The sequence below is a fragment of the Amycolatopsis sp. NPDC043885 genome, from assembly GCF_056435685.1.
This window is the reverse complement of record NZ_JBWKEA010000001.1, coordinates 545629-569688: the sequence shown is the minus strand read 5'-3', so window position 1 is coordinate 569688 and position 24060 is coordinate 545629. Positions and strand designations below refer to the sequence as shown.

Sequence of the window (24060 nt, the reverse complement as noted above, 5' to 3'; positions counted from 1 at the left end):
TGGCGGTTCGAGCCGCGCGGGCCGGGGTCAGAGACAGCGAATACGGCGGTGAGAATGCGGCGGCCGGTCATGTGCGGGCCTCCTACAGCGATGCGGCGTAGGCGTCGACGGCGGTACGAGCGGCCGAGACCATGCCGAGGACCTGTTCAGCCAGGGCGGTGATCTGGGCGTAGAGCCCCACCGCTTCGTGGATCGCGGGCTGTCCGCTGCCCTGCGCCACCTGCTGCACGGTGCCGGTGATCTCCTGGAGTTCCTGCGTGGCGTGTGCCACTGCGCCCTGGACGCCCTCGGCGCGGGAGTTGGCCGAAGACAGGGCGGCGCGGATCTCGTCGATGCTGGTCATGCCAGGTCCTTCCATGCGGGTTGTCGTGGCCTGAACGGCGGGTGTGCTGGTGCGGTGGGTGTTGTCCGGGGTGTGGCGGGAGATCCCGTCCGGGCGGATGTGGTGGTTGTGACCGTGCTTGCGCAGCAGGAGGCGGGCGAAGTGCAGGAGGACGCCCAGATACGGGCCGGAGAAGCCTTTCGCCCACCAGTGCGGATTTCCGCGCAGCTCACCGACTCCGGTCAGGACGTCGCCGGGCATGTTCTCGGCCTTGACCGTGCGCATCCGCGCTTCGTGGACCTTGCCGGTCAGGTAGCGGTCGAACATGTCCTGTTTCGTGTGCTCGCCGAAGATGTCGAGCAACCGGCCGTCAGGTGTGCGGACGGCGGTGTGGACGGGCCGCCAGTCACCCCGGCGGGGCCGAACATCGACGGTGACGAGCTTCCAGCCGGTGAGCGTGTGGATGGCCCCGGCCAGCCAGTGGCAGTAGCCACGGCCGAACAGCGCTTCCGCGTCGCCGTCGATCACCCCGGCGGTGAGGGTGAAGTTCACGCGCCCGTCCGGTGTAGGCGGGTTCGAACTCAACGGCACCCGGCCGGTGAAGTCGCTGCGCAGATCCACACTCACAGGTAGCCCACGTAGGACTCGATTGCCGTGCGGGCGGCGGATGTCATGCCGAGGAGCTGTTCGGTCTGTTCGGCGATCTGCGCGAGCATTCCCGCCGCGTCGTGAATCTCGCTCCGGCCGCTGCCCTGCGCGACCGTTTCGACGGTGCCGGTGATCTCGCGCAGTTCCTGCGCGGCCTGAGCGAGAAGGCCCTGCACGCCTTCGGCGCGGGAGTTGGCCAGGGACAGAGCGGCGCGGAGTTCTTCGACGTTGGCCACAGTGGTGGTTCCTTCCGTGCGGATGGATGCGGGAGTGGTGGAAACAGCGGGGCTGGCAGACAGGGCAGGATCGGCGGGCTTCGGCCTCACCGGTCGCTTGTACGGAATGCGGATGTCGTCAAGCGACAGCGACAGCGCCGAGGAATCGCCGGTGCGGTGGTACTCCGCCGACTCGGCTTCCCGGTACTCGTCCGCCATCACATAGGCGGCCTTGACCTCGGCGGCCGTCACGTTTCGGAGAGCCGCGTCAAGCAGCGCGGAAGCCCGCTCGTACTCACCCGAGCCCTCCGCGTCGAACACGATCGCGTTGCCCTCGTGCACGACCAGCCGAGCCAACCGCGCCACCTGATCCGGCCGAACCGGCACGACCTCCGCTTCAGGTTTCGGCTTCGACCATGGCCACGCCATCACGCGGCCTCGCCCTCAGACGACGCGGCGGCGGTGGTGTCCAGCAGCGACGGCAGCGCCCGCAGCACCGTCCGGCCACTACGCCGCTCGGACCGGTTCGCCCGGCGTACGTCGGTGAACGAGTGCGTCACCCGCACATCAGCGGCCACCGTCGCGGCAGCCAGCTCCGCATCCACCGACGCGACCAACGCGTCAACCTCGCGCTCCTCGTCGGTGTAGTCCAGGAAGTCCCACCCCATCGGAGCGGCGGCCTGAACAGCAGAAACATCGAACTCCAGCCCGTCAAACGACGCTTCGGCCTGACGGCGGGAGATGTGTGCCGACCTCATCGGGTCCCCTTCGCTCGGTTTCAGGTTCATCCTGGGATGTTCTCTCCATCCCGGGATGGCATACCGAGAACCTTGCCGTCCGCATCCCGACGTTGTCAAGTCCATCCCGGGATGGAGTTTCGAAACCTGGGATGGTGTGCGAGGATGAGGGCATGGAACGAATGGACGCGAAAGCGGTAGCTGAGCAGCTCCGGGCGGACATCCACGAGGGCAAGTTCGCGCCGGGGGAGACCTTGCCGAACACCGAGCAACTTCGAGAGCGGTTCGGTGTCGGGAAGAACGTCGTTTCCGGCGCTGTGCAGACCCTGAAGGGGGAGGGGCTTCTAGCGCCCGGCGGCCGAGGGCAGCCCGTTCGTGTTCGCGTGGTTCCGCAGAAGTTGACGCGTTCGAACACTAACTATCAGGTGGAAAAAGACCTGGTCAAAGAACCCGAGGACGTTCGTCGGCGCCACGGCTCGGCGGAGCGGGACGCCAAGGTCGACATCGACACCGTCAATGACGACAAGGTCACCTATGAGGTCGTACCTCCGCCGGACGAGGTAGCCAAGATCATGGGGCTTGCGCCAAGTGATTACGTCCTACGCAGGACTTACCTGCGGCAATATCGGGAAGGCGAGGGCTACAGCAGGATGGTTTCGTACCTGCCGTATTCGCTCGTCAAGGATCATCCGCCGCTGTTGGACTCATCCAACGAACCATGGCCCGGCGGTACCCTTCACCAGCTCTACACGGCAGGGGTGGAGGTGGGGGCGATTGAAGATCGCGTTTCGGCGCGCATGCCCACCGAGGAAGAGGTGGCCCTCTATGACATCCCGTTCAACGTGCCAGTGATTCCCATTCTGAAGATCAGCTACGACACATCGGGGCGTGCGGTAGACGTGGCGGAACTCCTGACTCCGGCGGACCGAATTTCCCTGTCCTACACCACCGAACTGCGAAAGTGGGACGAGTAAGCAATGGCAACGCCACGCTTGATCTCCGTAGTGACGGCCGTCTTTGAGGGCGGACACCACTACCTCAAGGAAGCTTATGAGTCTCTACGGGTTCAGGAGATGCCGGAAGGCTGGTCCTGGGAGTGGTGCGTTCAGGAAGACGGCAGTAGCGGTGTGCCGAAACAAGAGCTTCCCGACGATGATCCTCGCGTCCACTACGGCACCGGTTTGGCCGGCCGCGCGGCCGTCACACGCAACATGGCGCTATCGCAAGCGCAGGGGATCGTGATTCGCAACCTTGACGCAGACGACGTGCTGCTACCGGGTGCATTGGCGCGGGATATCGACGCGTTGCACCGTGTCGCGTGGTGCGTCTCAGCAGGTCTTGACCTGCACGAGGATGGGACGACAACCCCCGGACCGTATGACCCCCCGAATGGTCCGGTTGAGCCTGGCCGCTTCTATAAAGAGCAGGCAGAGAACAGGCTCTCGGTGCTGGCAGCGAATGTCGCGATGCACACGGACCTCATTTGGTCCTTGGGTGGGTGGATGGCTCTCACGGGGGCCGAGACCATTGCCACGCTGTTGGCAGCGGAGGCGGTCACGTCGGGCGAGTTCATCGCCGAACCGAGCATGCTCTACCGGAAGCACTCGGCGCAGACGACGGCCGCTGAGTCCTACTGGAACCCGAAGGAAGATGAGGCGCGTAGGCGGCTCATACAGATGCGCGTGGACGCCATCCATGCCAACGGAACGCGATATCGGCCGGGCTCGATCGACGGCGACGATTCGGCGGTAGATCCGTCCGTTCCGCCGGAGGCGCGTCAGGCGCAGGGGCTTTCGCGTATGGCTCGGGGCGAGGAGCAATGAAATACCAGGGGATAGGATCGACTCATGTCCGATGAAGAGCTTGCCCAGCGCGTGACTCGGCTTGAGCGGCAGGTGGCCGAGCTGAGCGAGCGGTCCGCCGATGCCAGTGCGGCGCGGGTTCTCGCAGCGGGCGCAGACCGTGACGTCGCGGAGGTGCGTGCCGAGCTGCGCGCCCACACCGGCACGCTCAACGCGCTTCGGGAAGACCAGATCGACCTTCGCGACGACGTTCGCAACCTACGTGAAGAGATGCGGCAGGGCTTCAACACCGTCGACACGTCACTCCGTCAGATCATCGTGCTGCTAGGGCCAGAGGGCCAGGGCGGCAAGCAGTAGGGCGCTCGCTGCGCCAAATACGCCCCAAAGTTGTCGGGACAGTCGGTAAAATCGCAGTTCAGGGCGCATCTGCGCGCTTCTCTGTAAATCAGACGGCACTGCCTTCGGGGGTTCGAATCCCTCACTCGCCACACCGGAGCGGCCTCGTGATCCAGTCACGAGGCCGCTCCTTTGTGTCGCGCGTAGCACCTTTAGTTAGTGGTTAGTAACCAGTAACTTAGGGCCTATGGCACGGATGAGCGGACCCGAACGACGTGCCCAGGTGCTGGCCATCGCCGCGGAGGAGTTCGCGGAACACGGGCTGCACGGGGCGTCGACGGAAGCGATCGCGAAGACGGCGGGGATCACGCAGGCCTACGTCTTCCGGATGTTCGGGACGAAGAAGGCCCTGTTCCTGGAGTTGGTCCAGGCCGCTTTCGAGCGGCTCAGCGGCGCGATGCGAGACGCGGGCGAAAGGGAGACCGGGCTGAAGGCGCTCTCGGCGATGGGTGCGCAGTACTTCGACCTCCTGGCCGATCGGACCGGGTTGTTGTTGCAGCTTCAGGGCTTCGCCGCGTGCGGCGACCCGGAGGTGCGGGACGTGGTGCGGTCGTGTTTCGCACGGATGTGGGATACCGCTGAGAACGGCACCGGACTCGACCCGGTGACCGTGAAGACGTTCCTCGCCTTCGGGATGCTGCTGAACGCCGGCGCCGCGATGGACGTCGAGCAGGTCGACGCGCTCTGGGCCGAGGGGGTTCGCACCCGGATCCAGCCGGGCCTGTTCACGCACGTCACCACCGAGACGAACCGATGAGTGCCCCCGTCCGGCGGGACGGACGGCTGAGCGCCGCACTGGTGTGCACGGCGTTGGCGGGCGCCGTGATCGGCAGCGTCGGCGCGCCGCTGATCACCCCGGTCGCCACCGGGATGCACGTATCCCTCGACGCGGCGCAGTGGACGTTGACGGTGACGTTGTTCAGCGGCGCGATCGCGGGTCCGGTCCTGGGCAGGCTCGGCGGCGGCCCGTACCGCCGCACCACGATCCTGGTCACCCTGGCCCTGGTCATGGCCGGCGGGTTGCTGACGGTGCTCCCGCTTCCGTACGCGGCGTTGGTGATCGGACGCGGCCTGCAGGGGCTCGGGGTCGCGGCCGGGGCGCTGTTGATGAGCGTCGCCCGCGCGCATCTGCCACCCGAGCGCTCGACCTCGACGATCGCCGCGCTGTCGGTCGCGTCGACCGTCGGCATCGGGGTCGGCTACCCGGTGGTCAGCCTCCTCGATCAGCTCGCGGGCCTGCGCGTCGCGTACGGATTCGGATTCCTCCTCTCGGCCGTCGCGTTCCTCATCGCCTGGCGGATGCTGCCTGCCGAGGCACCCGGCGAGCCGCCCCGGATCGATGTCCCCGGCACGCTGCTCCTCGCTCTCGGCACACTCGGCGTCCTCCTGCTCATCGCCGTGCCCTCGCTGTGGGCGACCGTGTGGGCCGCCGGTGGTCTCCTCGCCGGTACCGCCGCGGTCCTGGCCGTGTGGGCGTTCATCGAACTGCGCACGACCGAGCCGTTGGTGGATCTTCGGCTGCTCGGCCAAGGCCCCGTTCTCCGCGCGAACCTGGCGATTCTCGTCGCCGGGGCGGGTCTGTACCTGCTGTTCAGTCTCTTCACCCGCTACGTGCAGACACCTGCGGACGCCCAGTACGGATTCGCGCTTCCCGGTGTCGCCGCGGGCGCGGCGCTGATCCCGTTCTCGCTGCTCGGATTCGTTGCGGGAAAAGCGATTCCGCACGTCAACGAGCGGTGGACGTACCTGGTCTCGACCATGATCGCGGTGGCCAGTGCGCTGTTGTTCGCCGTCGGCAGTCAGTCGTTCGTTCTCGTCCTCGCCGCGATCGCCCTGCTCGGGTTCGCCGTCGGCGGCATCTTCGCGGTGATGCCCAAACTCGTGCTCGTCGGTGTGCCGCAAGGGGAAACAGCCAGTGTGCTCTCGATCAACCAGATCGCTCGCAGCATCGGGATGGCCGTGGGCAGCGCCCTCGCCGGTCTGCTGCTCGCCGCCGCCACTCCGGACGGCGCACTGCTCCCCACCCGGGACGGCTACCTCACGACAGCACTGTGGGCTCTGCCGCTGCTCGCCGCCAGCGCGGTCATCGTCTTCACGGACGCACGCGCTCCCACACGGACACGTGCTTGGTGCTCTCGGCGGTGAGGTCCGAACGGTCCCAGTCCGCCCAGCGGTACTTCAGGCGCATCCCGGCGATGCGGGCCATGAGGTCCATTTCAGCGGGCCACGCGTACCGGAAGGGTATGCGGCGGAATCGTCCCTCTCCCTCCGGCGACACCGTGACGTGGTTCGAAGTGAACTCCTGCCTGACGACGTCGTACTGATCGAACCCCACGTAGCCGGGCGCCATCGCGAACGGGACGATGTCCTGCCCTGGCGGCAAGCGGCGTAGATCCGGCAGGCCGACCTCGACGAGGAACAGCCCACCCGGCCGCAGATGCGCGGCCGCGTTGCGGAAGACGTCGACCTGACCGTCCTGGGTGGTCACGTTGCTGATCGTGTTGTACACCAGGTAGACCAGCGAAAATTCGCCCGCCATCCGGGTTTTCGTCATATCGCCGATCGTGACCTCGACCGCGTCGCCGCCCGGCTTGCCCGCGATCCGGTCCGCCATCGCCCGGCTCAATTCGAGGCCGCTCACCGGTACGCCGCGCGCCGCCAGCGGGATCGCGATCCTTCCGGTCCCGACTGCGAACTCGAGCACCGGACCGTCGGCCAGGTTCTCGAGGACGTCCACCGCGGGCGTCACCACTTCGGGCGCGTTCGCGCCGCCCGGCGCGTCATAGCCCGCGGCCACACTCTCGGGAAACCAGCCGTCCGCCGGGTCGTCTCCCGAATCCGTCTCACTGATCACGGTCGCCGACGCTACGCCCGCGGCCGTGCGGTGTTCATTCCGTTTTCGGTGGCGTCAGCGCGACGCGGCCCGATAACGCAGCAGGACGATCCCCGACGCGAACGTCCGCTCCTCCGCCAGGCGAAGCTTCGGAACGCCGGTAGCCCCTTCGAACAGCCTGCGGCCTTCGCCGGCCACGACGGGATAGACGAACAGTCGGTACTCGTCGACGAGGCCCTCGGCGATGAGCGCCCGCACCAGCGAGATGCTGCCGGTCGTCACGATGTCCCTGCCTTCGGCGGCCTTCAGATTCTCGATCTCGGAACGCAGCTCACCGGAGAGCACTGTCGTGTTCTGCCACTCCGGCTCCGTCAGCGTGCTCGAGACCACGTACTTGTCCACTGAGTCGAGATAGGCCGAAATTCCCGTCGTGTCGCCGGTTTGCTTCGGCCAGTACCCGCGCATGTCTTCGAAGGTGACGCGTCCGAGGAGGAACGCGTCGGCGTTCTCACGTTGTTCTTCGAGGACGGCCAGGACGTCCGACCGGTCCACGTCCGGATCCGTGTCGCCCGGACTGAACCAGTCGCCCGCCAGCTCTATCACGCCGTCGATCGTGCAGTTCTCGGTGACGATCAGCTCCCGCATGGACCAGACCGTACCGCCGCCCTCCGACAAGAATGGACCGATGACCGAGCCGCCGGCCCATGGATCCGTCATCCTCCGCGAGTTCACCGAAGCCGACGTCGGGCTCGCCCTCGAACTCGGCGAAGATCCCTACATCCCGCTCATCGGCAGCCTTCCCGCGCATCCGAGCCGGCAGGAAGCCGAAGCGTGGGTGCGACGGCAGCAAAGCGGCCGAGCCGAAGGCCGCGGCTTTCCCTTCGTGATCGTCGCGGGCGGAACCGCGGTCGGCACGATCGGCCTCTGGCTGCGAAAGCTGTCCGAAGGCATCGGGATCGTGGGCTATTCGATCTCGCCCGAGCATCGGCGACGCGGTTTCGCGGCCGACGCCCTCGTGGCGATCACCGGGTTCGCCCGGACCGTGCCCGGCGTCGAGCGGATCGAGCTGTACATCGAGCCGTGGAACCGCGGCTCCCTCCGCGCGGCCGAGAAGGCGGGCTACCGGTGCGAAGGACTGCTGCCCGCTCATCACGAGATCGGCGGCGTCCCGAAGGACATGCTCCTCTACGCCTCGCCGTGAACCGCGCGCCTCGACGGGTACCACGTCTCACCCGCGGGTTCCCCCGCCATGTTCCAGCTCCACGACACCTTCGGCGTCACGCGCGAGTAGATGCCAGGGCCGACCGCTCCCACTCGTTCGATCGGGTCGTCGGCCTCGCCGTAGATCCGGATACCGCGGGCGATGAACGGGTCGAGGGAGGCCGTGTCGTCGACGACCAGGGCGACTTTGCGCCGCCCCGCACGGATGTTGCGGAACTTCCGGGTCGCGAGGACCGACGCGCCCACTCCGCCGACCCAGAAACAAGTGCCGTCGAACTCGAACGCCAGCGGCACGACATCAGGCTGTTCGCCGTCCTCCGAGAGGGTCGCGAAGCGGACCAAAGGCTGCGAACGCAGGTATGCGATCTCCTCGTCTGTAAAGGTCATGGCGTCATCATCCCGCTCAAGCCGTGAGAATCCGGGCGCGGTTGAGAACCAGCATGTCGGTGACGAAGCAGGCCGGCCTGCCGTCGGCCGCCCGGCCGATCCAGGTCGGATAACTGCCGTCGCCCCAGCCGGTGGTGAACGCGATGATGTTGCCGTCGGCTCCGTCCGGGGTGACGTCGACATACGGGTCCACCTCCTCGAACTTCTCCAGGAGGTCGTCGTCCATCTCCGCGGGGACGGCGGCCGCGTCGGCGAAGCAGCCCGTGCCGCTGTCCACGCCGTAGCCGTAGAACTCCCCGTCCCCGAGGAAAAGCGCGTTCTGCCCGGGCCAGAGCGCGGTTTCCCAGGTGACGACAGGAACATCGGCGACGACGAGTTTGGCGGCCGCGACCCGTTCGTGGGTGGGTTCGTCGACGAACCGGATCACGGAGACTGCGACCTGGTACTCGCCGGGAGGCACGGTGACCGTGAAGTGCTCCGCGTCCGCGTCCAGGAACGCCGGGTCCGCCGCGACGAGCCTGCCGCTGGGCATGCGGAGCTTCCCGGCGTCCCGGAGCTCGACCTCGACGAGGCCATGGTCGCCGCTCAGCGAGAAGCGCGTGCCCGCGGTGAACATCTCGTCCAAGCCGGAAGGGCGCAGCGGAACGGACGGCCGCCAGGGACGTTCGTCGACGGGCAGCGGCGGATCGGTGTCGGGAGCGTCGGGGGGCCGGAGGGTCAGCGGCCCCGAGTTCGCGAGAGGCTGCCAGTCACCGAAGGCGGGCTTCGGTGTGGTCAGCTCCGACACCTGCTTGCTCACCTGACCGCTGCTGGAGCCGCCGCCGTAACCCTGGGGCGCCTGGTGCATCCAGCCCTTGCCGTCCGGGCCGAAGGACATCTCCAGATGGCCGGCGCTCTTCTTGTCGAACTCTTCCTGGTCCTCGAACCGGTAGGTCCACTGCTCGACCTTCATGAGGAACAGCGCGCCGTCCTCCAGCACCCGGAACTCGAAGAAACCCCGGCGCCTGCCCAGCTCATCGAACAGCACCGTGCGGGCGAAGGAGTGCTTCCACGCGATTTCGAGCAGCACCAGCGGCATCTCGGTGCCCGGGCGCACCAAGGCGACGGCGTATTGCTCTCCGGCGGCGTCGCGTCCGCGTGCGGTGCCGGACGAGAGCCTCCCGATCACCGCGCGGGCGGCCGGATCCCAGCCTTCGCAATAGACGACGTCCAGCAAGGTCCCCTCAGACATGGAGCGGAACCTAGCGGTAACTCCCGACAAAACCCAGGGCTATTCACGGATCGCGTAGTCGCCGAACGCCGGTTCCAGCAACTCGAAAGCCCGCTGTGTCGCCTTCGTCAGCGCTTCGGCGATCTCGTCGTTGCTCTCGCCCGCGTGCGAGCGCCGGAGGACCTCGCGGAAGAGGACGCGGTCGATCGCGTTGAGCTCGGCGGCCGCCATGACCGGGGTGACGTCGTCCGCGTCCGCTCCGGTCTCGCTCGCGAGCAGTTCGGCGAGCGCCGCTTCCCGCAGTTCGTGCAGTTCACGCAGCCGGGCGGTCAGAGTCGGGCTCTCCAGCACCATTTTGGCGAAGACCGGCCCGGTGAAGCCGATCACCGGCGAGTGCTCGGCCACCGCGTCCAGGAAGGTGCGTCGTAGCGCGGCCAACGCCGACTCACCCGGCTTCCGGTCCCGGACGGCGTTCGCCAGCCCGTTCGTGAACTCCTCGTGCTGGTCGAGCGCCAGGTCCTCCTTGCGCGCGAAGTAGTTCGTGACGGTCTTCTTCGCCACTCTCGCCGCCGCTGCGATCTCGGCGATCGTCGTCTCCTCGAAGCCCTTCTCGATGAAGAGCAGCGTCGCCTGGTCGGAGATCAGCTGCCGTGTCTCCTGCTTCTTGAGCTCCCGCAAACCCACATCAGTGCTGGTCATGAGCGAAGTTTACCACCGTCGTAAAAATATCCTTGACTTACGCTGCGTCGGATGTAAACTTACGTCCGTACTACCAAGCAGTGAGAGAAGAGGCTCCTTGACCGCTCGAATCCCCCAAGGCAACGAAGGCATCAACCGCGTCCAGGTCCGTCGGAACGACCGCCGCCACCAGCAGCCGTTCCCGGGCCGCTCGATGCTGGTGCGCCGCTCGATCGGCGTCCCGCGCCGCCGGTCGTACTGACCGGCCCGCTTCTCCGAAACCCACCGCCGACCCGAAGGGGATAGCCCATGAACGTCCTTGCCTCCACCGTCTCGCTGACCGTCGACGACGTCGCCGCTTCCAGCCGTTTCTTCACCGAGCACTTCGGTTTCAGTGAGCAGATGGCCGCGGAGGGATTCGTCTCCCTCGGGCACGAAACCGCGAAGGTGACCATCGTCCTGCTTCGGGCGGGGATCGAGGTCCTGCCGGAGAACCTGCGGCAGCAGCGCGCGTCCGGGGTGATCGTGGCCTTCACGGTCGAGAACCTCGAAGCCGAGGAGAAGCGCTTGCGCGACGAAGGTGTCGAGATTACGTTGCCGCTGCGGGAAGAGCCGTGGGGAGAGCGCCTCCTCATGGTCACCGACCCGAACGGCGTACCCGTGGAACTCGTGGAATGGGTGCAGCGGTAAGGAATGCTCGTCTCTCGGTGAGACGCAGCGGGGCTTGGTCCACAGTGGACCAAGCCCCGCTTTTCCGTGTCCGGGGCTACTTCATCGTCGCGAGCTGGATCAGGTTGCCGCAGGTGTCGTCGAAGACGGCGGTGACCACCGGCCCCATGTCGACAGCGTCCTGCGTGAACTGGACCCCCAGGCCTTTGAGCCGGTCGACCTCGGCGTACACGTCGTCGACGGCGAACTGGGTGAACGGGATGCCGTCGTCGGTCAGTGCCTTCTTGAACGGCTTCGCCGCGGGGTGGCCATCCGGTTCCAACAGCAGCTCGACACCGTCGGGATTGGCGGGGGAGACCACGGTGAGCCAGCGGGCGTCGCCGGTGGGCACGTCGTGTTTCTTGATGAAACCCAGCTTTTCGGTGTAGAACTCCAGCGCCTTGGCCTGGTCGTCGACGAAGACGCTGGTGATGTTGATCCGGATCACGGGTTCGGTTCCTCTCGGTCGATCGGCCACCGCTCGACGATCGACCGCAACGGGCTCGTGTCGATGTGGTGGAACTTGTAGCGGCCCTGCCGCCGGGTGTGCACCAGGCCCGCCTGCTCGAGCATCGCGAGATGTTGCGAGATGGCCTGTCGTGACGAGGCCAGGCCGTGTTTCATGGTCAGCCTGCCGCAGATCTCGAACAGTGTCTGACCGTCCTTTTCGGTCAGCTCGTCCAGGATGGTGCGCCGCGTCGCGTCGCCGATCGCCTTGAACAGGTCGCCGTCCACGCCTCAGTTATAGGCAAGCGGTCACTTGCCTGTCAATTCGGCGTTCAGGAACCGAGGTACCGCAGGATCGCGAGGACGCGACGGCTGTACCCGGCGGTGCTGGCCAGTCTGAGCTTGTCGAAGATGGCGTTCACGTGCTTCTCGACGGCGCTCAGTGACACGAACAGTGACTCGGCGATCCCGGCGTTCGTGTGGCCCTGCGCCATTTTCTCCAGCACTTCACGCTCGCGGACGGTCAGTTTCGCGAGCGGATCGGTATGCGTGGTCCGCGCGAGCAGCCGCCGGACGACCTCCGGATCGAACGCCGCCCCGCCCGCGGCGACCCGGTCGAGCGCGTCCAGGAATTCGCCCACCTGGGCGACCCTGTCCTTCAGGAGATAGCCGACGCGCTCACCGTCGCCGGTGATCAACTCGGTGGCGTAGCGCTTCTCGACGTACTGCGAGAGCACCAGCACTCCGATCTCCGGCCAGCGCTTCCGGATCTCGAGCGCCGCGCGAAGACCCTCGTCGGTGTGGGTCGGCGGCATGCGGACGTCGGTGACGATCACGTCCGGCCGATAGGCGGCCGTCGTCGAGAGGAGCGCGTCGCCGTCGCCCACCGACGCCACGACCTCGTGCCCCTCCTCGACCAGCAGCCGGACCAGCCCCTCGCGCAGCAGGGTCGAGTCCTCGGCGAGGATCACGCGCACGGCAGCACCGCCGTCACCACGGTCGGCCCGCCGGGCGGACTGTCCACGGTGAACTGCCCGTCCGCGGCCGCGACGCGCATCGCGAGGCCGGAAAGACCGCCGCCGGACTCCCTCGCCCCGCCCGTGCCGTCATCGGTGATCCGTACCCGCACCCTGTCCCCGTCCCGTTCGGCCTCGATGTCGATCCGCGTCGCCGCGGCGTGCTTGATCGTATTGGTGACCGCTTCGGACGCGACGAAGTAGACGACGGTCTCGATGGCCGCCGGTGGCCGTTCCGGCAGGTCGACCCGGAGGTGGACCGGTATCCCCGAGCGTTCCGCGAGCGCTTCCAGCGCGGGGTGCAGCCCGTCGGAGTCCAGCGCGATCGGATACACCCGCCACGAGACCTCGCGCAGGTCGACGAGGGCGCGCTGGGACTCCTCGTGCGCCTGCCGCAGCAGATCCGACGCGCGCTTCGGGTCGGTGGCCCGCCGTGCCCGGCCGAGCAGCATCCCGAGCGCGACGAGCCGCTGCTGGACGCCGTCGTGCAGGTCCCGTTCGATCCGGCGGCGCTCGCCGTTGACCGCTTCGACCACCTCGGCCCGGCTGGTCGCGAGTTCGGAGACCCGGCGGCGCAGCTGTTCCTTCTTGCTGGGCCCGAAAAAGTACCTCGCCAGCTTGCCGTCCAGCGTCGCGGCCCCGATGAGCCCTTGCAAGGAAAGGAAAACGAGCAGCGCGCCGAAGAGCAGGGTGGTGACCGGGTCGTACCAATCGGCCGGGGCGTCACCGCCGGGCGACCTGCCGTCGAGGAGCTGATACCCGATGATCAGGCCGGATCCGGCACCCAGCAGGATCAGGCCGAAGATCCCGGCGCTGAGCAACCCGATGACGCACCGCGGGACCAGGTAGGCCATCGCGCGGCGTCCGGAGTAATCCGTCGCGTTCTCCTCGCCGAAGTACTTCTCCAGCCGTTGTCGCTCCATTTCGGACAGTGTGCGGGCGCCGGAGAAGACGGGCCGCCGCAACGCGGGAACCGCGAGCGCGATGCCGCCGAAAAGCACGTAGAAGAACTCCGCGACCCCGGTCGTGGCGCCGATCGCCAGGCCCAGCGTGCCGCGGAGCATCTTGCGCAGGTAGCGGCGCATCGCTGCCGGAACAGGCATAGCGCCAGGTTAGCGGGGTATCCGAAGGTCGGTATTGAGGTTTTCCGCAGTGATCTGTGCCGCTTCACCCCAGGGTGCGGAACCCGCGTGATTCGTACGTTCGTTGGCAACTGCAGACGACCACGAAAGGCCGCCATGAACCTCCTGCTCGCCCAAACCGCCAGCGAACCGATGGGAGGACTCGCCGGCTGGGCGGTGTCACTGATGGACGCGCTGGGCGGTCCGGGCGCCGCGATCATCGTCGGCCTGGACAACCTGTTCCCGCCGATCCCCAGCGAACTGGTGCTCCCGCTCGCCGGGTTCTCCGCCAGCCAGGGCACGTTCACCCTCGTGGAAGCGCTGGTGTGGACGACCTTCGGCTCGGTCGCGGGCGCCATCATCGTGTACTACCTCGGCCTCCTGCTCGGCCGAGACCGCACGCGCCGCTGGATGGCGAAGATCCCGCTGGTCAAGACGTCCGACTTCGACAAGACCGAGGCCTGGTTCCAGAAACACGGCACCAAGGCGGTGTTCTTCGGCAGGATGGTGCCGATCTTCCGCAGCCTCATCTCGCTGCCCGCCGGGATCGAGCGCATGCCGTTCTGGCGGTTCCTGGCCCTGACCACGCTGGGCAGCCTGATCTGGAACACGGTGTTCGTGCTGGCGGGCTACGGCCTCGGGGAGAGCTGGCACCTGGTCGAGGAGTACGCCGGGTTCTTCCAGTACTTCGTGATCGCCGCCGTCGGGGTCGCGCTGACCCTCTTCGTGGTGAACCGCCTGCGTGAGAAGAACCGCACCAACGCCTGAGCCGGTGGCGGGGCGCCCGGCCGGGCGCCCCGCACGCGGTGTCAGAGCCTGTTGGCGGAGCTGAGGATGGACTCGGAGAAGGGACACAACGCGTGAACCCGCCCGGCCGAAGGCCCCGCTATCGCGGTGGCAGGGCGCCCTTGCCTGTCAACGGGAGAGGGTTGATCAGGTCGCCCTGCCGACGTCGATCGCGGTGCGGGTTCACCAACAGGCACTCAGGAACGGAAGGGGCCGGTCACCTCGTAGGTGATCCCGCCGGAGGACGAACCGGAGGTGCCGCGTTGCGACGAGAAGTACAGCCGGTTCCCCGCCGGCGTGAACGCGGGGCCACAGATCTCCGACGAGCTCTGGCCGTTGATCCGCAGGAACGGCGCCACGATGTCGTTCGGCGTGATGATGCAGATCTCCATGTTGCCGCCGTCTTCGGCGACGAACAGGTCACCCGAAGAGGTGCCGGTGACGTTGTCGACGCCGGTCAGCGGCGCCGAGCCGGGGCTGACCAGCGAGTCGTCGTAGGCCAGCTCGTAGGTGTTGTTGGTCAGGTTGAGCTGCCAGACGCGGTTGTCGCCCTTGGTGGTGAACCACGCGGTGTCGTTGGCGTAGTGCAGGCCTTCGCCGCCGGAGAACCGCTTCGCACCGGACACCTGGTTGCGGGTGGCGGTGGGAGAGCCGTCGGGGTCGGGCACGTTCGCCCAGGTGAAGCTGCCGGAGGTCGCCGTACCCGCCTTCAGCACCTGCAGCGTTCCGGCGGAGAGGTTGCCCCAGGTCGTCGGGACGAAGCGGTAAAAGCAGCCGTCCGAGGTGTCCTCGGTCAGGTAGACGACCTTGCGCACCGGGTCGGCCGCCGCGGCTTCGTGCTTGAACTTCCCCATCGCGGGCCGCTGGACGGCGGCCGTGGCCGGACCGTTCGGCTGGCACTCGTAGACGAACCCGAGGTCGATCTCCTCACAGGAAAGCCAGGTGTTCCAAGGAGTCTTGCCGCCCGCGCAGTTCTGGCGCGTATTCGCCAGGATGCGATGGGCGCCGGTGATGTTCCCGCTCGCATCGAATTTGACCGCGCTCGCCCCGCCGCCGGGCGTGATCTCCGAATTCGACACGTAGATCCAGCCGCTGCCGTCGGCGAACACCGCGCCGCCGTCCGGGGCGCTGTGCCAGGTGTACCCGGTGTTCGCGACCTTCTGGCCGGACCTCGCGATGACGCGGCTGGTGAATCCCGCCGGCAGCTGGATCCCGTTCGCGTCGGCCGCCTGGAGCGCGCCGTACGGGCTGGGTCCGTTCTGGGCGGGGGCGGCGAGGGCCGCCCCCGAGAGCCGGTTTCCGAACGCCGTGACACCGGCGCCGACCACGGCCGCGCGCAGGAAATTCCGTCGCTTCACTCATGCCTCCGAGACATCCGCTGATGTGGTGGTGCGGGAAGGAGCGGGTCGGAGAGTACGGGCGGAACGGGACTTCCGGGTGAATTCGCGGCATATTCACCGCGACGAGGCGACTTTCGTAGGGAACCCTCGCTCAACACTATTTCCTTGGCTTTGCGGAGACCCGGCGCGTCGGTGCCCCCGCGTTGTGCGGCGATTTCCAGTGCGACGAGTATCCGGTCGATCGGCGCGCATCCGCCATTGCGGTGGTGGCGACGTCCGATCAGGTGACGCCAGTCGGCGAGATACTCGTCGATTCCCGGCTCTCCGGGAACCGCCCGGAGCAGGGCGTGCAGCAGAATCCTCATCTGGTTTTCGTTGCCGGGCAAGGTGTTCCGGGCCAGCATGTCGGCCAAGGTGCTGCGGGACCAGCCGGTCGCGGTGGCCAGCGTGCGGATGCTGAGGCCGCTTCGGTCGCGAAGTTCGCGCAGTCGCGCCATGAACTCCGATTCGGTGTTCATCGGCGTGCCCTGGCGGGCGCGGGGTGACGGAGAACGGCGCCGAACAGGGCGATGGCGATGCCCGCGGCGATCGAGGCACTGGTGCCGGCGAAGGTCAGTGCCGCGGTGAAACCGGTGAGAATGCTCAGACAGACGATCTGACCGGCCGAAACGCACCTGCGCCTCGGCCGCAACGGGGAAAGAATTCCTTGACTCATGACCTTGCCCTCTCAAGGATCACGCACCCCGGCTGGGTGGCACGCAATACACGTTATCAAAACGTGATAGGGAGTTTAAGGTGAGGTAATGTCCGGGTTCGTCCGGATCTCGGAAAGCCGAAAGCCCCGGATCCTTGGGGGATCCGGGGCTTCGGCCTCGCGCTGTTACGCCGCTTGGGCGACCGGAGCCGTCGCCGGGGCCAGCGCGATGTCCAGGACGTCGCGGACGTTCGCCACGGCGTGGACGTCCAGCTGTGCCAGCACTTCGGCCGGGACATCGTCCAGATCAGGTTCGTTGCGCTGCGGGATGATCACCGTCTTCATCCCCGCCCGGTGCGCGGCCAGCAGCTTCTGCTTGACCCCGCCGATCGGCAGCACGCGCCCGGTCAGCGACACCTCACCGGTCATCGCGACGTCCGACTTCACGACCCGGCCCGAAAGCAGGGACGCCAGCGCGGTCGTCATCGTGATGCCGGCGCTCGGCCCGTCCTTGGGCACCGCGCCCGCGGGGACGTGCACGTGGATGCCGCGGTCCTTCAGGTCGCCGACCGGCAGTTCCAGCTCGGCGCCGCGCGAGCGCAGGTACGACAACGCGATCTGCACCGACTCCTTCATCACGTCACCCAGCTGACCGGTCAGCGACAGCCCGGTCGAGCCCGACTCCGGATCCGCCAGCGACGCCTCGATGTAGAGGACGTCACCGCCGGCGCCGGTCACGGCCAGCCCGGTCGCCACGCCCGGGGTCGACGTTCGCTGTGTCGACGCGGGCAGCGAGGACTCCGGCAGGTGCCGAGGACGGCCGAGGTAGGTCTCGAGCCCGTCGGCGTCGATCGTCAGCGGCAGCTCGACCTCGTCGAGGGCGACCTTGGTCGCCACCTTCCGCAGCACCTTCGCGATGGTCCGGTTCGCGTTGCGCACCCCGGCTTCCCGCGTGTACTCGGCGGCGATGCGGCTGAACGCGCCGTCGGTCAGCGTGACGTCGTCCTTGCCGAGGCCGGCGCGCTCCAGCTCGCGGGGGAGCAGGTGGTCGCGGGCGATCGTCACCTTCTCGTGCTCGGTGTAGCCGTCGAGGGTGACCAGCTCCATCCGGTCCAGCAGCGGGCCGGGGATGGTCTCGAGCGCGTTCGCCGTCGCCAGGAACACGACGTCGGACAGGTCGAGCTCGACCTCGAGGTAGTGGTCGCGGAAGGTGTGGTTCTGCTCCGGGTCCAGCACCTCCAGCAACGCGGCCGTCGGGTCGCCGCGGTAGTCGGCGCCGACCTTGTCGATCTCGTCGAGCAGCACGACCGGGTTCATCGAGCCCGCTTCCTTGATGGCGCGGACGATCCGGCCGGGCAGCGCGCCGACGTAGGTGCGGCGGTGACCGCGGATCTCGGCCTCGTCGCGGATGCCGCCGAGCGCGACCCGGACGAACTTGCGGCCCATCGCCTTCGCCACGGACTCGCCGAGCGACGTCTTGCCGACCCCGGGAGGACCGGCGAGCGCCAGCATCGCGCCCGAACGACGGCCGCCGACCGGGCCGAGTCCGGACTCCGCGCGACGTTTGCGCACGGCCAGGTACTCGATGATGCGTTCCTTCACGTCGTCGAGACCGGCGTGGTCGGCGTCGAGGATGTCGCGCGCCGCCGCGATGTCGTGGACGTCGGTGGTGCGCTCGTTCCACGGCAGTTCGAGGACGGTGTCCAGCCACGTGCGGATCCAGCCGCCCTCGGGGGACTGGTCGGAGGTCCGCTCCAGTTTGTCCACTTCGGACAGTGCGGCCTTCTTGACCGCGTCCGGCAGCTCGGCGGCCTCGACGCGGGCGCGGTAGTCGTCGTCGTTGGCGGTGCCGTCGAGCTCGCCCAGCTCCTTGCGGATCGCTTCGAGCTGGCGGCGCAGCAGGAACTCCTTCTGCTGCTTCTCCATGCCCTCCTGGACGTCCTTGCGGATGGTGTCGGTCACCTCGAGCTCGGCCAGCTGCTCGCGGCTCCATTCGAGGGCCTTCTCCAGTCGCGTGGAGACATCGAGCGTGGTCAGCAGTTCGAGCTTCTGCTCGGTCTTGAGGTAGGACGAGTTGCCTGCCAGGTCGGCGACCGCGGACGGGTCTTCGACCTCCTGGACGGCGTCGATCATCTGCCAGCCGCCGCGCTGCTGGAGGATCGCGATGACGACGGACTTGTACTCGGACGCGAGTTTCGCGGCGTTGTCGTCGGTGGTCTCGGTGGCGACCTCGGCGTGCACCCAGCGGGCGGCGCCGGGTCCGTCGGCGATGCGGCCGACGACGGCGCGGCGGGTGCCGCGCAGCAACACCGCGGTCTTGCCGCCGGGCACGCGCCCGATGCGCTCGACGGTCGCGATGGTGCCGAGTTCGGCGTACTCGCCGTGGACTCGGGGGACGATCAGCACTTCGGCCTTCGTGGCGGCACTGGACCGGATCCCCGGGAAGGAAGCCTGGGCAGGCGCGTTGGCCTGGGCGGACTCCACCGCGGCGCGCGTCTCCGTGTCGGCGAGGTCGAGCGGGACGATCATGCCCGGCAGCACGACGTCGTCATCGAGCGGGAGGACGGGCAGGAGGCGGTTGTCGGTCATCTGTGCACTCCTCGGTTAGTTGAGTCTGCCTAGCTCAACTCTCCGATCGACCCGTTTGTTTCCTTTCCGCGTTCGCCGTCAGCGATCACCCACTCCTCCGACCTCTAATGCCCAACGCGTCGCGTTTAGCCTGCTAAACGCGACGCGTTGGGATCAAAGGTCGGATGTCAGGGGTGGACGGCGACCCCGCACCAGGCGAACGGCCGGGCGCCTTCTTCGTCCCGCCGCAGCTCCCGCACCGGCCGCCAGTCGGGCAGGTGGACGACGCCGGGCTCCAGCAACGGCCAATCCCCGAAGAGCGGCTCGATCTCTTCGCGATCCCGCATCCACACGGGGTTGCTCGTCTTCCGGTACTGCTCGACCATCCAGTGGAGCCCGTCGGCGTCCTCGCCCGTCTGGCCGCCGAAGCTCATGTGCGACAGCCCCAGCCAGCTACCCGGCGCCAGCGCGTTCCGGTAGGTCGCGACCAGCGCGGGCGGATCGTCGTGCGGCCCGGCGAAATGCAGGACGGCCATCATCATCAGGCACACCGGCTGGTCGAAATCGATCAGCCGCAGCGTCTCGGGATGCCGCAGGACGTCCTTCGCCCGCCGCATGTCCGCCTGGACGATCCCGGCCCAGCCGGTCGCCTCGTGCCGTTCGAGGATCAGCTCCGCGTGCGCCACCGCCACCGGCTCGTAGTCGACGTACACGACCTTCGCCGTATCGCCCGGCTCCAGTTCCTCCTGGACGATCTCGTGCACGTTCCCGGCGGTCGGGACACCGGAGCCCAGATCGATGAATTGCCGGATCCCGGCGTTCAGCGCCGCGCGCACGACCCGGTTCATGAACTCGCGGTTGTGCCGCGCGCCCGGTTTGACCCACCGCCACTGCTTTTCCAGCGCGCGGGCGAACTCGCGGTCGACCGCCCAGTTGTGGGTCCCGCCGAGGAACCAGTCGTAGATCCTCGCCGCGGACGGCTTTTCGGTGTCGACCCCGGTCGGCGCCACCGGGGCCGCGTCATCGTCCCTCTTCACGAAATGAGCCTATCGGGATCAGGGCACCGCGGGTCGGCGCTGCCAGTACGTCCCGAGCGGCCGGTAGCCCTGCGCGTACCAGAACGGCGTCGATCGTGGGTTGGCCAACGCGTGGTGCAGCAGCACGGCTTCGGTGCCGCATTCGTCGAAGACCTGGTGCGCGTGCGCGGCGAGCGCCGTCCCCACCCCGCTCGATCGCGCGGGTTCGGCCACCGCCAGGGACGACAGGTAGCCGACCCGGTCGGCCGCGACCCGGCCGCCGATCCACGCCGTCTCACCGGGGAACTGCACCCGCACCATGCCCAGCGGACGTCCGTACAGCTCGGCGATCCACAATGTCGGATTTTCCCGGCCCAGATGTTTCGACAGCTCCGCCGTGATCGTTTCCTCCGCGCCCTCGCGCAAAGTGACAGAACCGAACTGCGCGTCATAACGCTGCAATTCCAGTTCGAGTCCGACGGCGGTTTCGAGATCATCCGCTTCGGCGGGCCGGATGTGCACTCCGGGAGTGGCGGGCGGCCCCGTCACGGCGAGCCGGTCGGCCGGGCGGACCGCGATCACCAGCACCGGCGCGAAGCCGCGGCGCAGCAATTCGGCCGAGCCGGGGGAGTCCCGGCTGGGCCGCACCACGGTCGCCGCGGTCTCGACATCCCCAGGTGGGGCGACGGTCTTCAGATGTTCATCCCATCGGGTGAGTAATGCGTCAAGGGCAGCTTCCGGACGAGGGCCGGTGAGCCGCGCTTCGAGGCGATGCTCGACGAGCGCCCGCCACGGAGAGTCAACAGAATCGGGGCGCGTCTCGGTCCGTACCGACAATCCGGCGGCGGCCGACTCGCCTGCCGTCGCGGAGAGTGACACGGAGCCTTCGACAGGCTCCAGTGCAGGCATTTCGGGGAGCAGGGCGTCCACGGTGGCGAGCCGCTCGGCGTGCCCGGCGGCGATGGCATGGCTATTCATAGGGCTATTCAAGCCCCTACTGATGGGTCCGCCGGGAACTTCACGAGATTGGCCGGGGCGTGGCGCCAGGTGACTTCCGGTAGTCGGAAGGAACGCGAATAACGCTCCCATTTCACCCCTTGGTCCACGCAGGTCAGCGGGACGCGCCCATTGTTAACCCTGGGGTGATCTCATACTGTCTCGAATGGGACTCGGGTACGCCCTCCGGGGTACTGTATTGCCCTCGTCCCCGAGGTCGCGGTAGGACAAGACCGGTTGGGCAGCCGGGAAGGAAGGTCGGATGCCGGACACGAACGGCAGGCCCGGGAGCGCCGCACAGGCGCCGGCGGGCAAGGGAGGCGCCGTTACGGAGGCTCGTACCGACGAGCGACGGTTCCGCGTCTACACCTTCGCGGTACTCACCATGGGCATCGCCGCCGCGGCCGCGGTCAGCCTCTGGCTGGACTTCGAGGCTTCGGACGACCTGTTGTGGATCGGGCCGATTCTCGCGCTCGCGTTCCTCCTCGCCGAACAGCTCGGCATCAACGTCGACGTCCGCAGCGGTATCTCGTGGACGATCTCGTTCACCGAGATCCCGCTGGTCATCGGCTTCTTCGTCGCTCCCTTCGAAGTCGTGCTCGCCGCCCACCTCGCGGCGGGCATCGGGACATTGCTGGCCCGCAAGGTCGCGGGCCGCGTGCTCTACAACGCCGGCGCCTTCCTGCTGGAGATCACCGGCGCGTTCGCCGTGGCAGGGCTGGTGAAACAGGCCTCCGGCGCCCACGACATGACCTGGATCGCCGCGCTGGCGGGCACTCTGACCGCGCCGCTGGTCAGCACGCTGCTCGCGCTCGCCGCCGTCCGCGTGCTGCGCCGCCGCATGCGGGTCAGCACCGCGATCCGCTTGACCGGCCGCATCCTCGTCGTCGGCTTCGTCAACGCTTCGGTCGGCCTTTCCGGATATTTGGTCATTTCCGGGACGCCGAAGGCCTGGCCGCTCGTGCTGGCGGTGTTCCTCGGGCTCACCGCTTTGTACTGGGCGTACTCCGACCTGCTCCGCGAGCAGCGCGACATGGAAGCGCTGTCCGACGTCAGCCTGATGGTCGCGCGATCCGGTCAACAGGCCGCCGCGCGGCCCGCCGGGCGAGCCGACGAACTCGTCGGCGGTGTCGACGTCCGCGAATGGGCGACCATCGCCGAACGCATCAAGGACCAGCTCGCCGCCGGCCGGGTCGTGCTCAGGCTCCGGCTGGAACCGAAGGACACCATGCGGATGGTCGTCGCGGGCGACGAACTGCCACCCGTCGACCCGGCCGCCGACGACCCGCTGCTGCGCCTGCCCGGCGCGCACGTCCGGCACTTCCGGATCACCGAAGCCAATCCCGACGTCCGTTCCGCGTTGCTCGACCGTGGCGCGCAGGAGGCGCTGGTCGTCCCGTTGCGCAGCGCGAACCAGCTCCTCGGCGTCGTCGAAGCGCACGACAGGCTGTCCCGCTGGCGCGGGTTCGGCAAGTACGACGTCCAGCTGCTCGGCACGATGGCCAGCCACCTCGCGACGTCGCTGGACAATCGGCGCCTGCTCGCGACCCTGCGCCACGACGCCTACCACGATCCGCTGACCGGCCTGCTCAACCGGCCGGGCTTCCGCCAGGTCGCCAAGGAACCGTTGCGGGAACAGGCCAACGCGGTCGTGCTCCGGATCGACCTCGACGTCTTCTCCACCGTCAGCGACGCCCTCGGCTACGTCTGGGCCGACCGGATGGTCATCGCCGCGGGCCGCCGGATCCGCGACGCGCTCGGCCCCGACGTCCCGCTCGCCAGGCTCGAAGGCGCGTCCTTCGCGGCGCTCCTTGTCGGCTGCGCGCCGGAACGCGCCCAGGCCTCCGCGGAACTGCTGCGCGCGGAACTCGTCGCCCCGTATCCGGTGGACCGGCTTTCCGTCGAAGCCAACGCGATGATCGGCTACGCCACTTCGTCGGCGGAAGACGACGAACAGGTCGACGTCGACGGGCTCCTGCAGCGCGCCGACGTCGCCGTCCGCGCGACCAAGGGCGGCGAAGAGGTCCGCGGCTACATGGCCAGCATGGGCCAGATCTTCATGCGCCGGTTCCAAATGGTCACGCAGTTCCGGCAGTCGCTGGAAGAAGGCCAGCTGAGCGTCCACTACCAGCCGAAGATCACCTTGCCGAACCGGCAGATCCAAGGCGTCGAGGCGCTCGTGCGCTGGGTGCATCCGGAGTTCGGCAGGCTCGGCCCCGACGAGTTCGTCCCGGCGATCGAAGCGGCCGGCCTCATCGGCGTCCTGACGTCGTTCGTGCTCGAAGAGTCGTTGAAGCGCGTGCGCAAGTGGCTCGACGAGGGTCTGCGCATCTCCGCCGCGGTGAACCTGTCGGTCCGGAACCTGGCCGACGAGGACTTCCCGACGAAGGTCGCGCGCGAACTCGACCGTTTCGGCATCCCGCCCGAGCTGCTCACCTTCGAGCTGACCGAGTCCGGTGTGATGTCCGACCCGCAGAAGGCACTGCCGATCCTGCGGGAGCTGCACTCCCTGGGCATCGTGCTCGCCGTCGACGACTTCGGCACCGGCTACTCGTCCCTGGCGTACCTGCGGCAGCTCCCGGTCGACCAGGTCAAGATCGACAAGAGCTTCGTCCTCGGCATGGGCACCGACCTCGGCGACCTCGCCGTCGTGCGCTCCATCGTCGAACTGGGCCATTCGCTCGGCCTCACGGTCGTGGCGGAGGGTGTCGAGGAAGACGTCGCGCGGGATCAGCTCGAGGCGATGGGGTGTGACGTGGCGCAGGGCTACCTCATCTCGCGGCCGCTGCCGGAGGACCGCCTGGAGGCGTGGCTGCAGGCCCGCACGGCACGCTCGCCGGGGCGGCACTCCGAGACCGTCCTGACCCTGCTGACCTGAGGTTTTGCGGTAAGGGGACCCCCCTGAAATCGGGGTCCTCC

The 24060-nt window shown here is 67.9% G+C and carries 28 protein-coding genes; 10 read left to right on the top strand and 18 right to left on the bottom strand.

Going from position 1 to position 24060, the window contains the following annotated elements; all coding sequences use genetic code 11:
• Positions 1-82: 82 nt before the first annotated feature.
• From AC069I_RS02920 to AC069I_RS02910, 3 genes are all read right to left on the bottom strand, one after another.
• Positions 83-943: a hypothetical protein gene (locus AC069I_RS02920; RefSeq protein ID WP_478264721.1), complete on the bottom strand. Its 861-nt coding sequence runs from the start codon at positions 941-943 to the stop codon at positions 83-85.
• 2 nt (positions 944-945) lie between these two features.
• On the bottom strand, positions 946-1527 hold the full coding sequence (locus AC069I_RS02915) for a hypothetical protein (RefSeq protein WP_478264720.1): 582 nt from the start codon (positions 1525-1527) through the stop codon (positions 946-948).
• Positions 1528-1613: 86 nt separating this feature from the next.
• A complete protein-coding gene (locus AC069I_RS02910; protein WP_478264719.1) occupies positions 1614-1973 on the bottom strand; it encodes a hypothetical protein in 360 nt (119 codons plus the stop codon).
• A gap of 122 nt (positions 1974-2095) precedes the next feature.
• Here AC069I_RS02910 and AC069I_RS02905 point away from each other — a divergent pair, with 122 nt between their 5' ends.
• The 5 genes from AC069I_RS02905 to AC069I_RS02885 all read left to right on the top strand — a co-directional run bounded on the left by AC069I_RS02905 (position 2096) and on the right by AC069I_RS02885 (position 6265).
• Positions 2096-2896, top strand: a complete 801-nt coding sequence (locus tag AC069I_RS02905; protein ID WP_478264718.1) for a GntR family transcriptional regulator — start codon at positions 2096-2098, stop codon at positions 2894-2896.
• 3 nt (positions 2897-2899) lie between these two features.
• The gene (locus AC069I_RS02900) at positions 2900-3745 is read left to right on the top strand and encodes a glycosyltransferase (protein WP_478264717.1); all 846 of its coding nucleotides are present in this window, start codon (positions 2900-2902) and stop codon (positions 3743-3745) included.
• Between the two features lie 24 nt (positions 3746-3769).
• Positions 3770-4081: a hypothetical protein gene (locus tag AC069I_RS02895; RefSeq protein ID WP_478264716.1), complete on the top strand. Its 312-nt coding sequence runs from the start codon at positions 3770-3772 to the stop codon at positions 4079-4081.
• 226 nt (positions 4082-4307) lie between these two features.
• Positions 4308-4877 (top strand): TetR/AcrR family transcriptional regulator, encoded by a 570-nt coding sequence (locus AC069I_RS02890; protein ID WP_478264715.1) that lies wholly within the window; start codon positions 4308-4310, stop codon positions 4875-4877.
• On the top strand, positions 4874-6265 hold the full coding sequence (locus AC069I_RS02885; RefSeq protein ID WP_478224925.1) for an MFS transporter: 1392 nt from the start codon (positions 4874-4876) through the stop codon (positions 6263-6265). Before AC069I_RS02890 ends, AC069I_RS02885 begins: the two co-directional genes overlap by 4 nt.
• Here AC069I_RS02885 and AC069I_RS02880 read toward each other — a convergent pair.
• Together AC069I_RS02880 and AC069I_RS02875 are read right to left on the bottom strand one after the other, a co-directional pair.
• Positions 6213-6974 carry a class I SAM-dependent DNA methyltransferase gene (locus AC069I_RS02880; protein ID WP_478264714.1) on the bottom strand — a complete coding sequence of 254 codons (762 nt, stop codon included), beginning with the start codon at positions 6972-6974 and terminating at the stop codon, positions 6213-6215. The genes AC069I_RS02885 and AC069I_RS02880 overlap by 53 nt on opposite strands.
• A gap of 54 nt (positions 6975-7028) precedes the next feature.
• Complete coding sequence (locus AC069I_RS02875; protein ID WP_478264713.1) at positions 7029-7598, bottom strand: dihydrofolate reductase family protein; 570 nt, start codon at positions 7596-7598, stop codon at positions 7029-7031.
• Positions 7599-7638: 40 nt separating this feature from the next.
• Between AC069I_RS02875 and AC069I_RS02870 the strand changes: the two genes are divergently transcribed.
• On the top strand, positions 7639-8154 hold the full coding sequence (locus AC069I_RS02870; RefSeq protein ID WP_478264712.1) for a GNAT family N-acetyltransferase: 516 nt from the start codon (positions 7639-7641) through the stop codon (positions 8152-8154).
• On the opposite strand, the gene AC069I_RS02865 is transcribed toward AC069I_RS02870, so the two are convergent.
• From AC069I_RS02865 to AC069I_RS02855, 3 genes are read right to left on the bottom strand one after another with little or no spacing between them, the layout of a single operon-like run.
• Positions 8139-8561, bottom strand: coding sequence for a PPOX class F420-dependent oxidoreductase (locus tag AC069I_RS02865; RefSeq protein ID WP_478264711.1), 423 nt, complete (start codon positions 8559-8561; stop codon positions 8139-8141). The genes AC069I_RS02870 and AC069I_RS02865 overlap by 16 nt on opposite strands.
• A 16-nt stretch (positions 8562-8577) precedes the next feature.
• Positions 8578-9792 carry a DUF4241 domain-containing protein gene (locus tag AC069I_RS02860; RefSeq protein ID WP_478224930.1) on the bottom strand — a complete coding sequence of 405 codons (1215 nt, stop codon included), beginning with the start codon at positions 9790-9792 and terminating at the stop codon, positions 8578-8580.
• A 39-nt stretch (positions 9793-9831) separates the two neighbouring features.
• Positions 9832-10470: a TetR/AcrR family transcriptional regulator gene (locus tag AC069I_RS02855; RefSeq protein WP_478224931.1), complete on the bottom strand. Its 639-nt coding sequence runs from the start codon at positions 10468-10470 to the stop codon at positions 9832-9834.
• Positions 10471-10567: 97 nt separating this feature from the next.
• Between AC069I_RS02855 and AC069I_RS02850 the strand changes: the two genes are divergently transcribed.
• The gene (locus tag AC069I_RS02850; protein WP_478264710.1) at positions 10568-10711 is read left to right on the top strand and encodes a hypothetical protein; all 144 of its coding nucleotides are present in this window, start codon (positions 10568-10570) and stop codon (positions 10709-10711) included.
• A gap of 47 nt (positions 10712-10758) precedes the next feature.
• Positions 10759-11139, top strand: a complete 381-nt coding sequence (locus tag AC069I_RS02845; RefSeq protein WP_478224933.1) for a VOC family protein — start codon at positions 10759-10761, stop codon at positions 11137-11139.
• A 76-nt stretch (positions 11140-11215) separates the two neighbouring features.
• Here AC069I_RS02845 and AC069I_RS02840 read toward each other — a convergent pair whose 3' ends face one another.
• The 4 genes from AC069I_RS02840 to AC069I_RS02825 are packed head-to-tail and all read right to left on the bottom strand — an operon-like array spanning position 11216 to position 13723.
• Complete coding sequence (locus AC069I_RS02840) at positions 11216-11605, bottom strand: VOC family protein (protein WP_340684793.1); 390 nt, start codon at positions 11603-11605, stop codon at positions 11216-11218.
• The gene (locus tag AC069I_RS02835; protein ID WP_005152025.1) at positions 11602-11892 is read right to left on the bottom strand and encodes an ArsR/SmtB family transcription factor; all 291 of its coding nucleotides are present in this window, start codon (positions 11890-11892) and stop codon (positions 11602-11604) included. The genes AC069I_RS02840 and AC069I_RS02835 overlap by 4 nt, the downstream gene beginning before the upstream one ends.
• Before the next feature lie 44 nt (positions 11893-11936).
• Positions 11937-12581 carry a response regulator gene (locus AC069I_RS02830; RefSeq protein ID WP_478264709.1) on the bottom strand — a complete coding sequence of 215 codons (645 nt, stop codon included), beginning with the start codon at positions 12579-12581 and terminating at the stop codon, positions 11937-11939.
• On the bottom strand, positions 12572-13723 hold the full coding sequence (locus AC069I_RS02825) for a sensor histidine kinase (RefSeq protein ID WP_478224935.1): 1152 nt from the start codon (positions 13721-13723) through the stop codon (positions 12572-12574). The genes AC069I_RS02830 and AC069I_RS02825 overlap by 10 nt, the downstream gene beginning before the upstream one ends.
• Before the next feature lie 135 nt (positions 13724-13858).
• Here AC069I_RS02825 and AC069I_RS02820 point away from each other — a divergent pair, with 135 nt between their 5' ends.
• A complete protein-coding gene (locus AC069I_RS02820; RefSeq protein WP_219146160.1) occupies positions 13859-14509 on the top strand; it encodes a DedA family protein in 651 nt (216 codons plus the stop codon).
• Positions 14510-14724: 215 nt separating this feature from the next.
• Here AC069I_RS02820 and AC069I_RS02815 read toward each other — a convergent pair whose 3' ends face one another.
• The 6 genes from AC069I_RS02815 to AC069I_RS02790 form a co-directional block, all read right to left on the bottom strand.
• Positions 14725-15885, bottom strand: coding sequence for an alkaline phosphatase PhoX (locus AC069I_RS02815; protein WP_478224936.1), 1161 nt, complete (start codon positions 15883-15885; stop codon positions 14725-14727).
• A complete protein-coding gene (locus AC069I_RS02810) occupies positions 15882-16385 on the bottom strand; it encodes a helix-turn-helix domain-containing protein (RefSeq protein ID WP_478264708.1) in 504 nt (167 codons plus the stop codon). Before AC069I_RS02810 ends, AC069I_RS02815 begins: the two co-directional genes overlap by 4 nt.
• Entirely contained in the window at positions 16382-16582 is a 201-nt protein-coding gene (locus AC069I_RS02805) for a hypothetical protein (RefSeq protein WP_478234008.1), read from the bottom strand. The genes AC069I_RS02810 and AC069I_RS02805 overlap by 4 nt, the downstream gene beginning before the upstream one ends.
• Positions 16583-16747: 165 nt before the next feature.
• Positions 16748-19150 carry an endopeptidase La gene (gene lon / locus AC069I_RS02800; protein WP_478264707.1) on the bottom strand — a complete coding sequence of 801 codons (2403 nt, stop codon included), beginning with the start codon at positions 19148-19150 and terminating at the stop codon, positions 16748-16750.
• A gap of 167 nt (positions 19151-19317) precedes the next feature.
• Positions 19318-20166: an SAM-dependent methyltransferase gene (locus AC069I_RS02795; RefSeq protein WP_478264706.1), complete on the bottom strand. Its 849-nt coding sequence runs from the start codon at positions 20164-20166 to the stop codon at positions 19318-19320.
• 18 nt (positions 20167-20184) lie between these two features.
• The gene (locus AC069I_RS02790) at positions 20185-21123 is read right to left on the bottom strand and encodes a GNAT family N-acetyltransferase (RefSeq protein WP_478264705.1); all 939 of its coding nucleotides are present in this window, start codon (positions 21121-21123) and stop codon (positions 20185-20187) included.
• 280 nt (positions 21124-21403) lie between these two features.
• Here AC069I_RS02790 and AC069I_RS02785 point away from each other — a divergent pair, with 280 nt between their 5' ends.
• The gene (locus AC069I_RS02785; RefSeq protein WP_478224942.1) at positions 21404-24019 is read left to right on the top strand and encodes a putative bifunctional diguanylate cyclase/phosphodiesterase; all 2616 of its coding nucleotides are present in this window, start codon (positions 21404-21406) and stop codon (positions 24017-24019) included.
• The last annotated feature ends 41 nt before the right edge of the window (positions 24020-24060 follow it).

Excerpts from the sequence above, each read along its gene's own strand:
- AC069I_RS02785 (WP_478224942.1), top strand. The coding sequence starts at position 21,404 with ATGCCGGACACGAACGGCAGGCCCGGGAGCGCCGCACAGGCGCCGGCG.
- AC069I_RS02790 (WP_478264705.1), bottom strand. The coding sequence starts at position 21,123 with ATGAATAGCCATGCCATCGCCGCCGGGCACGCCGAGCGGCTCGCCACC.
- AC069I_RS02910 (WP_478264719.1), bottom strand. The coding sequence starts at position 1,973 with ATGAACCTGAAACCGAGCGAAGGGGACCCGATGAGGTCGGCACACATC.
- AC069I_RS02875 (WP_478264713.1), bottom strand. The coding sequence starts at position 7,598 with ATGCGGGAGCTGATCGTCACCGAGAACTGCACGATCGACGGCGTGATA.
- AC069I_RS02900 (WP_478264717.1), top strand. The coding sequence starts at position 2,900 with ATGGCAACGCCACGCTTGATCTCCGTAGTGACGGCCGTCTTTGAGGGC.
- AC069I_RS02890 (WP_478264715.1), top strand. The coding sequence starts at position 4,308 with ATGGCACGGATGAGCGGACCCGAACGACGTGCCCAGGTGCTGGCCATC.
- AC069I_RS02805 (WP_478234008.1), bottom strand. The coding sequence starts at position 16,582 with ATGAGTCAAGGAATTCTTTCCCCGTTGCGGCCGAGGCGCAGGTGCGTT.
- AC069I_RS02885 (WP_478224925.1), top strand. The coding sequence starts at position 4,874 with ATGAGTGCCCCCGTCCGGCGGGACGGACGGCTGAGCGCCGCACTGGTG.
- AC069I_RS02820 (WP_219146160.1), top strand. The coding sequence starts at position 13,859 with ATGAACCTCCTGCTCGCCCAAACCGCCAGCGAACCGATGGGAGGACTC.
- AC069I_RS02855 (WP_478224931.1), bottom strand. The coding sequence starts at position 10,470 with ATGACCAGCACTGATGTGGGTTTGCGGGAGCTCAAGAAGCAGGAGACA.
- AC069I_RS02845 (WP_478224933.1), top strand. The coding sequence starts at position 10,759 with ATGAACGTCCTTGCCTCCACCGTCTCGCTGACCGTCGACGACGTCGCC.
- AC069I_RS02810 (WP_478264708.1), bottom strand. The coding sequence starts at position 16,385 with ATGAACACCGAATCGGAGTTCATGGCGCGACTGCGCGAACTTCGCGAC.
- AC069I_RS02895 (WP_478264716.1), top strand. The coding sequence starts at position 3,770 with ATGTCCGATGAAGAGCTTGCCCAGCGCGTGACTCGGCTTGAGCGGCAG.
- AC069I_RS02865 (WP_478264711.1), bottom strand. The coding sequence starts at position 8,561 with ATGACCTTTACAGACGAGGAGATCGCATACCTGCGTTCGCAGCCTTTG.
- AC069I_RS02825 (WP_478224935.1), bottom strand. The coding sequence starts at position 13,723 with ATGCCTGTTCCGGCAGCGATGCGCCGCTACCTGCGCAAGATGCTCCGC.
- lon (WP_478264707.1), bottom strand. The coding sequence starts at position 19,150 with ATGACCGACAACCGCCTCCTGCCCGTCCTCCCGCTCGATGACGACGTC.
- AC069I_RS02870 (WP_478264712.1), top strand. The coding sequence starts at position 7,639 with ATGACCGAGCCGCCGGCCCATGGATCCGTCATCCTCCGCGAGTTCACC.
- AC069I_RS02905 (WP_478264718.1), top strand. The coding sequence starts at position 2,096 with ATGGAACGAATGGACGCGAAAGCGGTAGCTGAGCAGCTCCGGGCGGAC.
- AC069I_RS02860 (WP_478224930.1), bottom strand. The coding sequence starts at position 9,792 with ATGTCTGAGGGGACCTTGCTGGACGTCGTCTATTGCGAAGGCTGGGAT.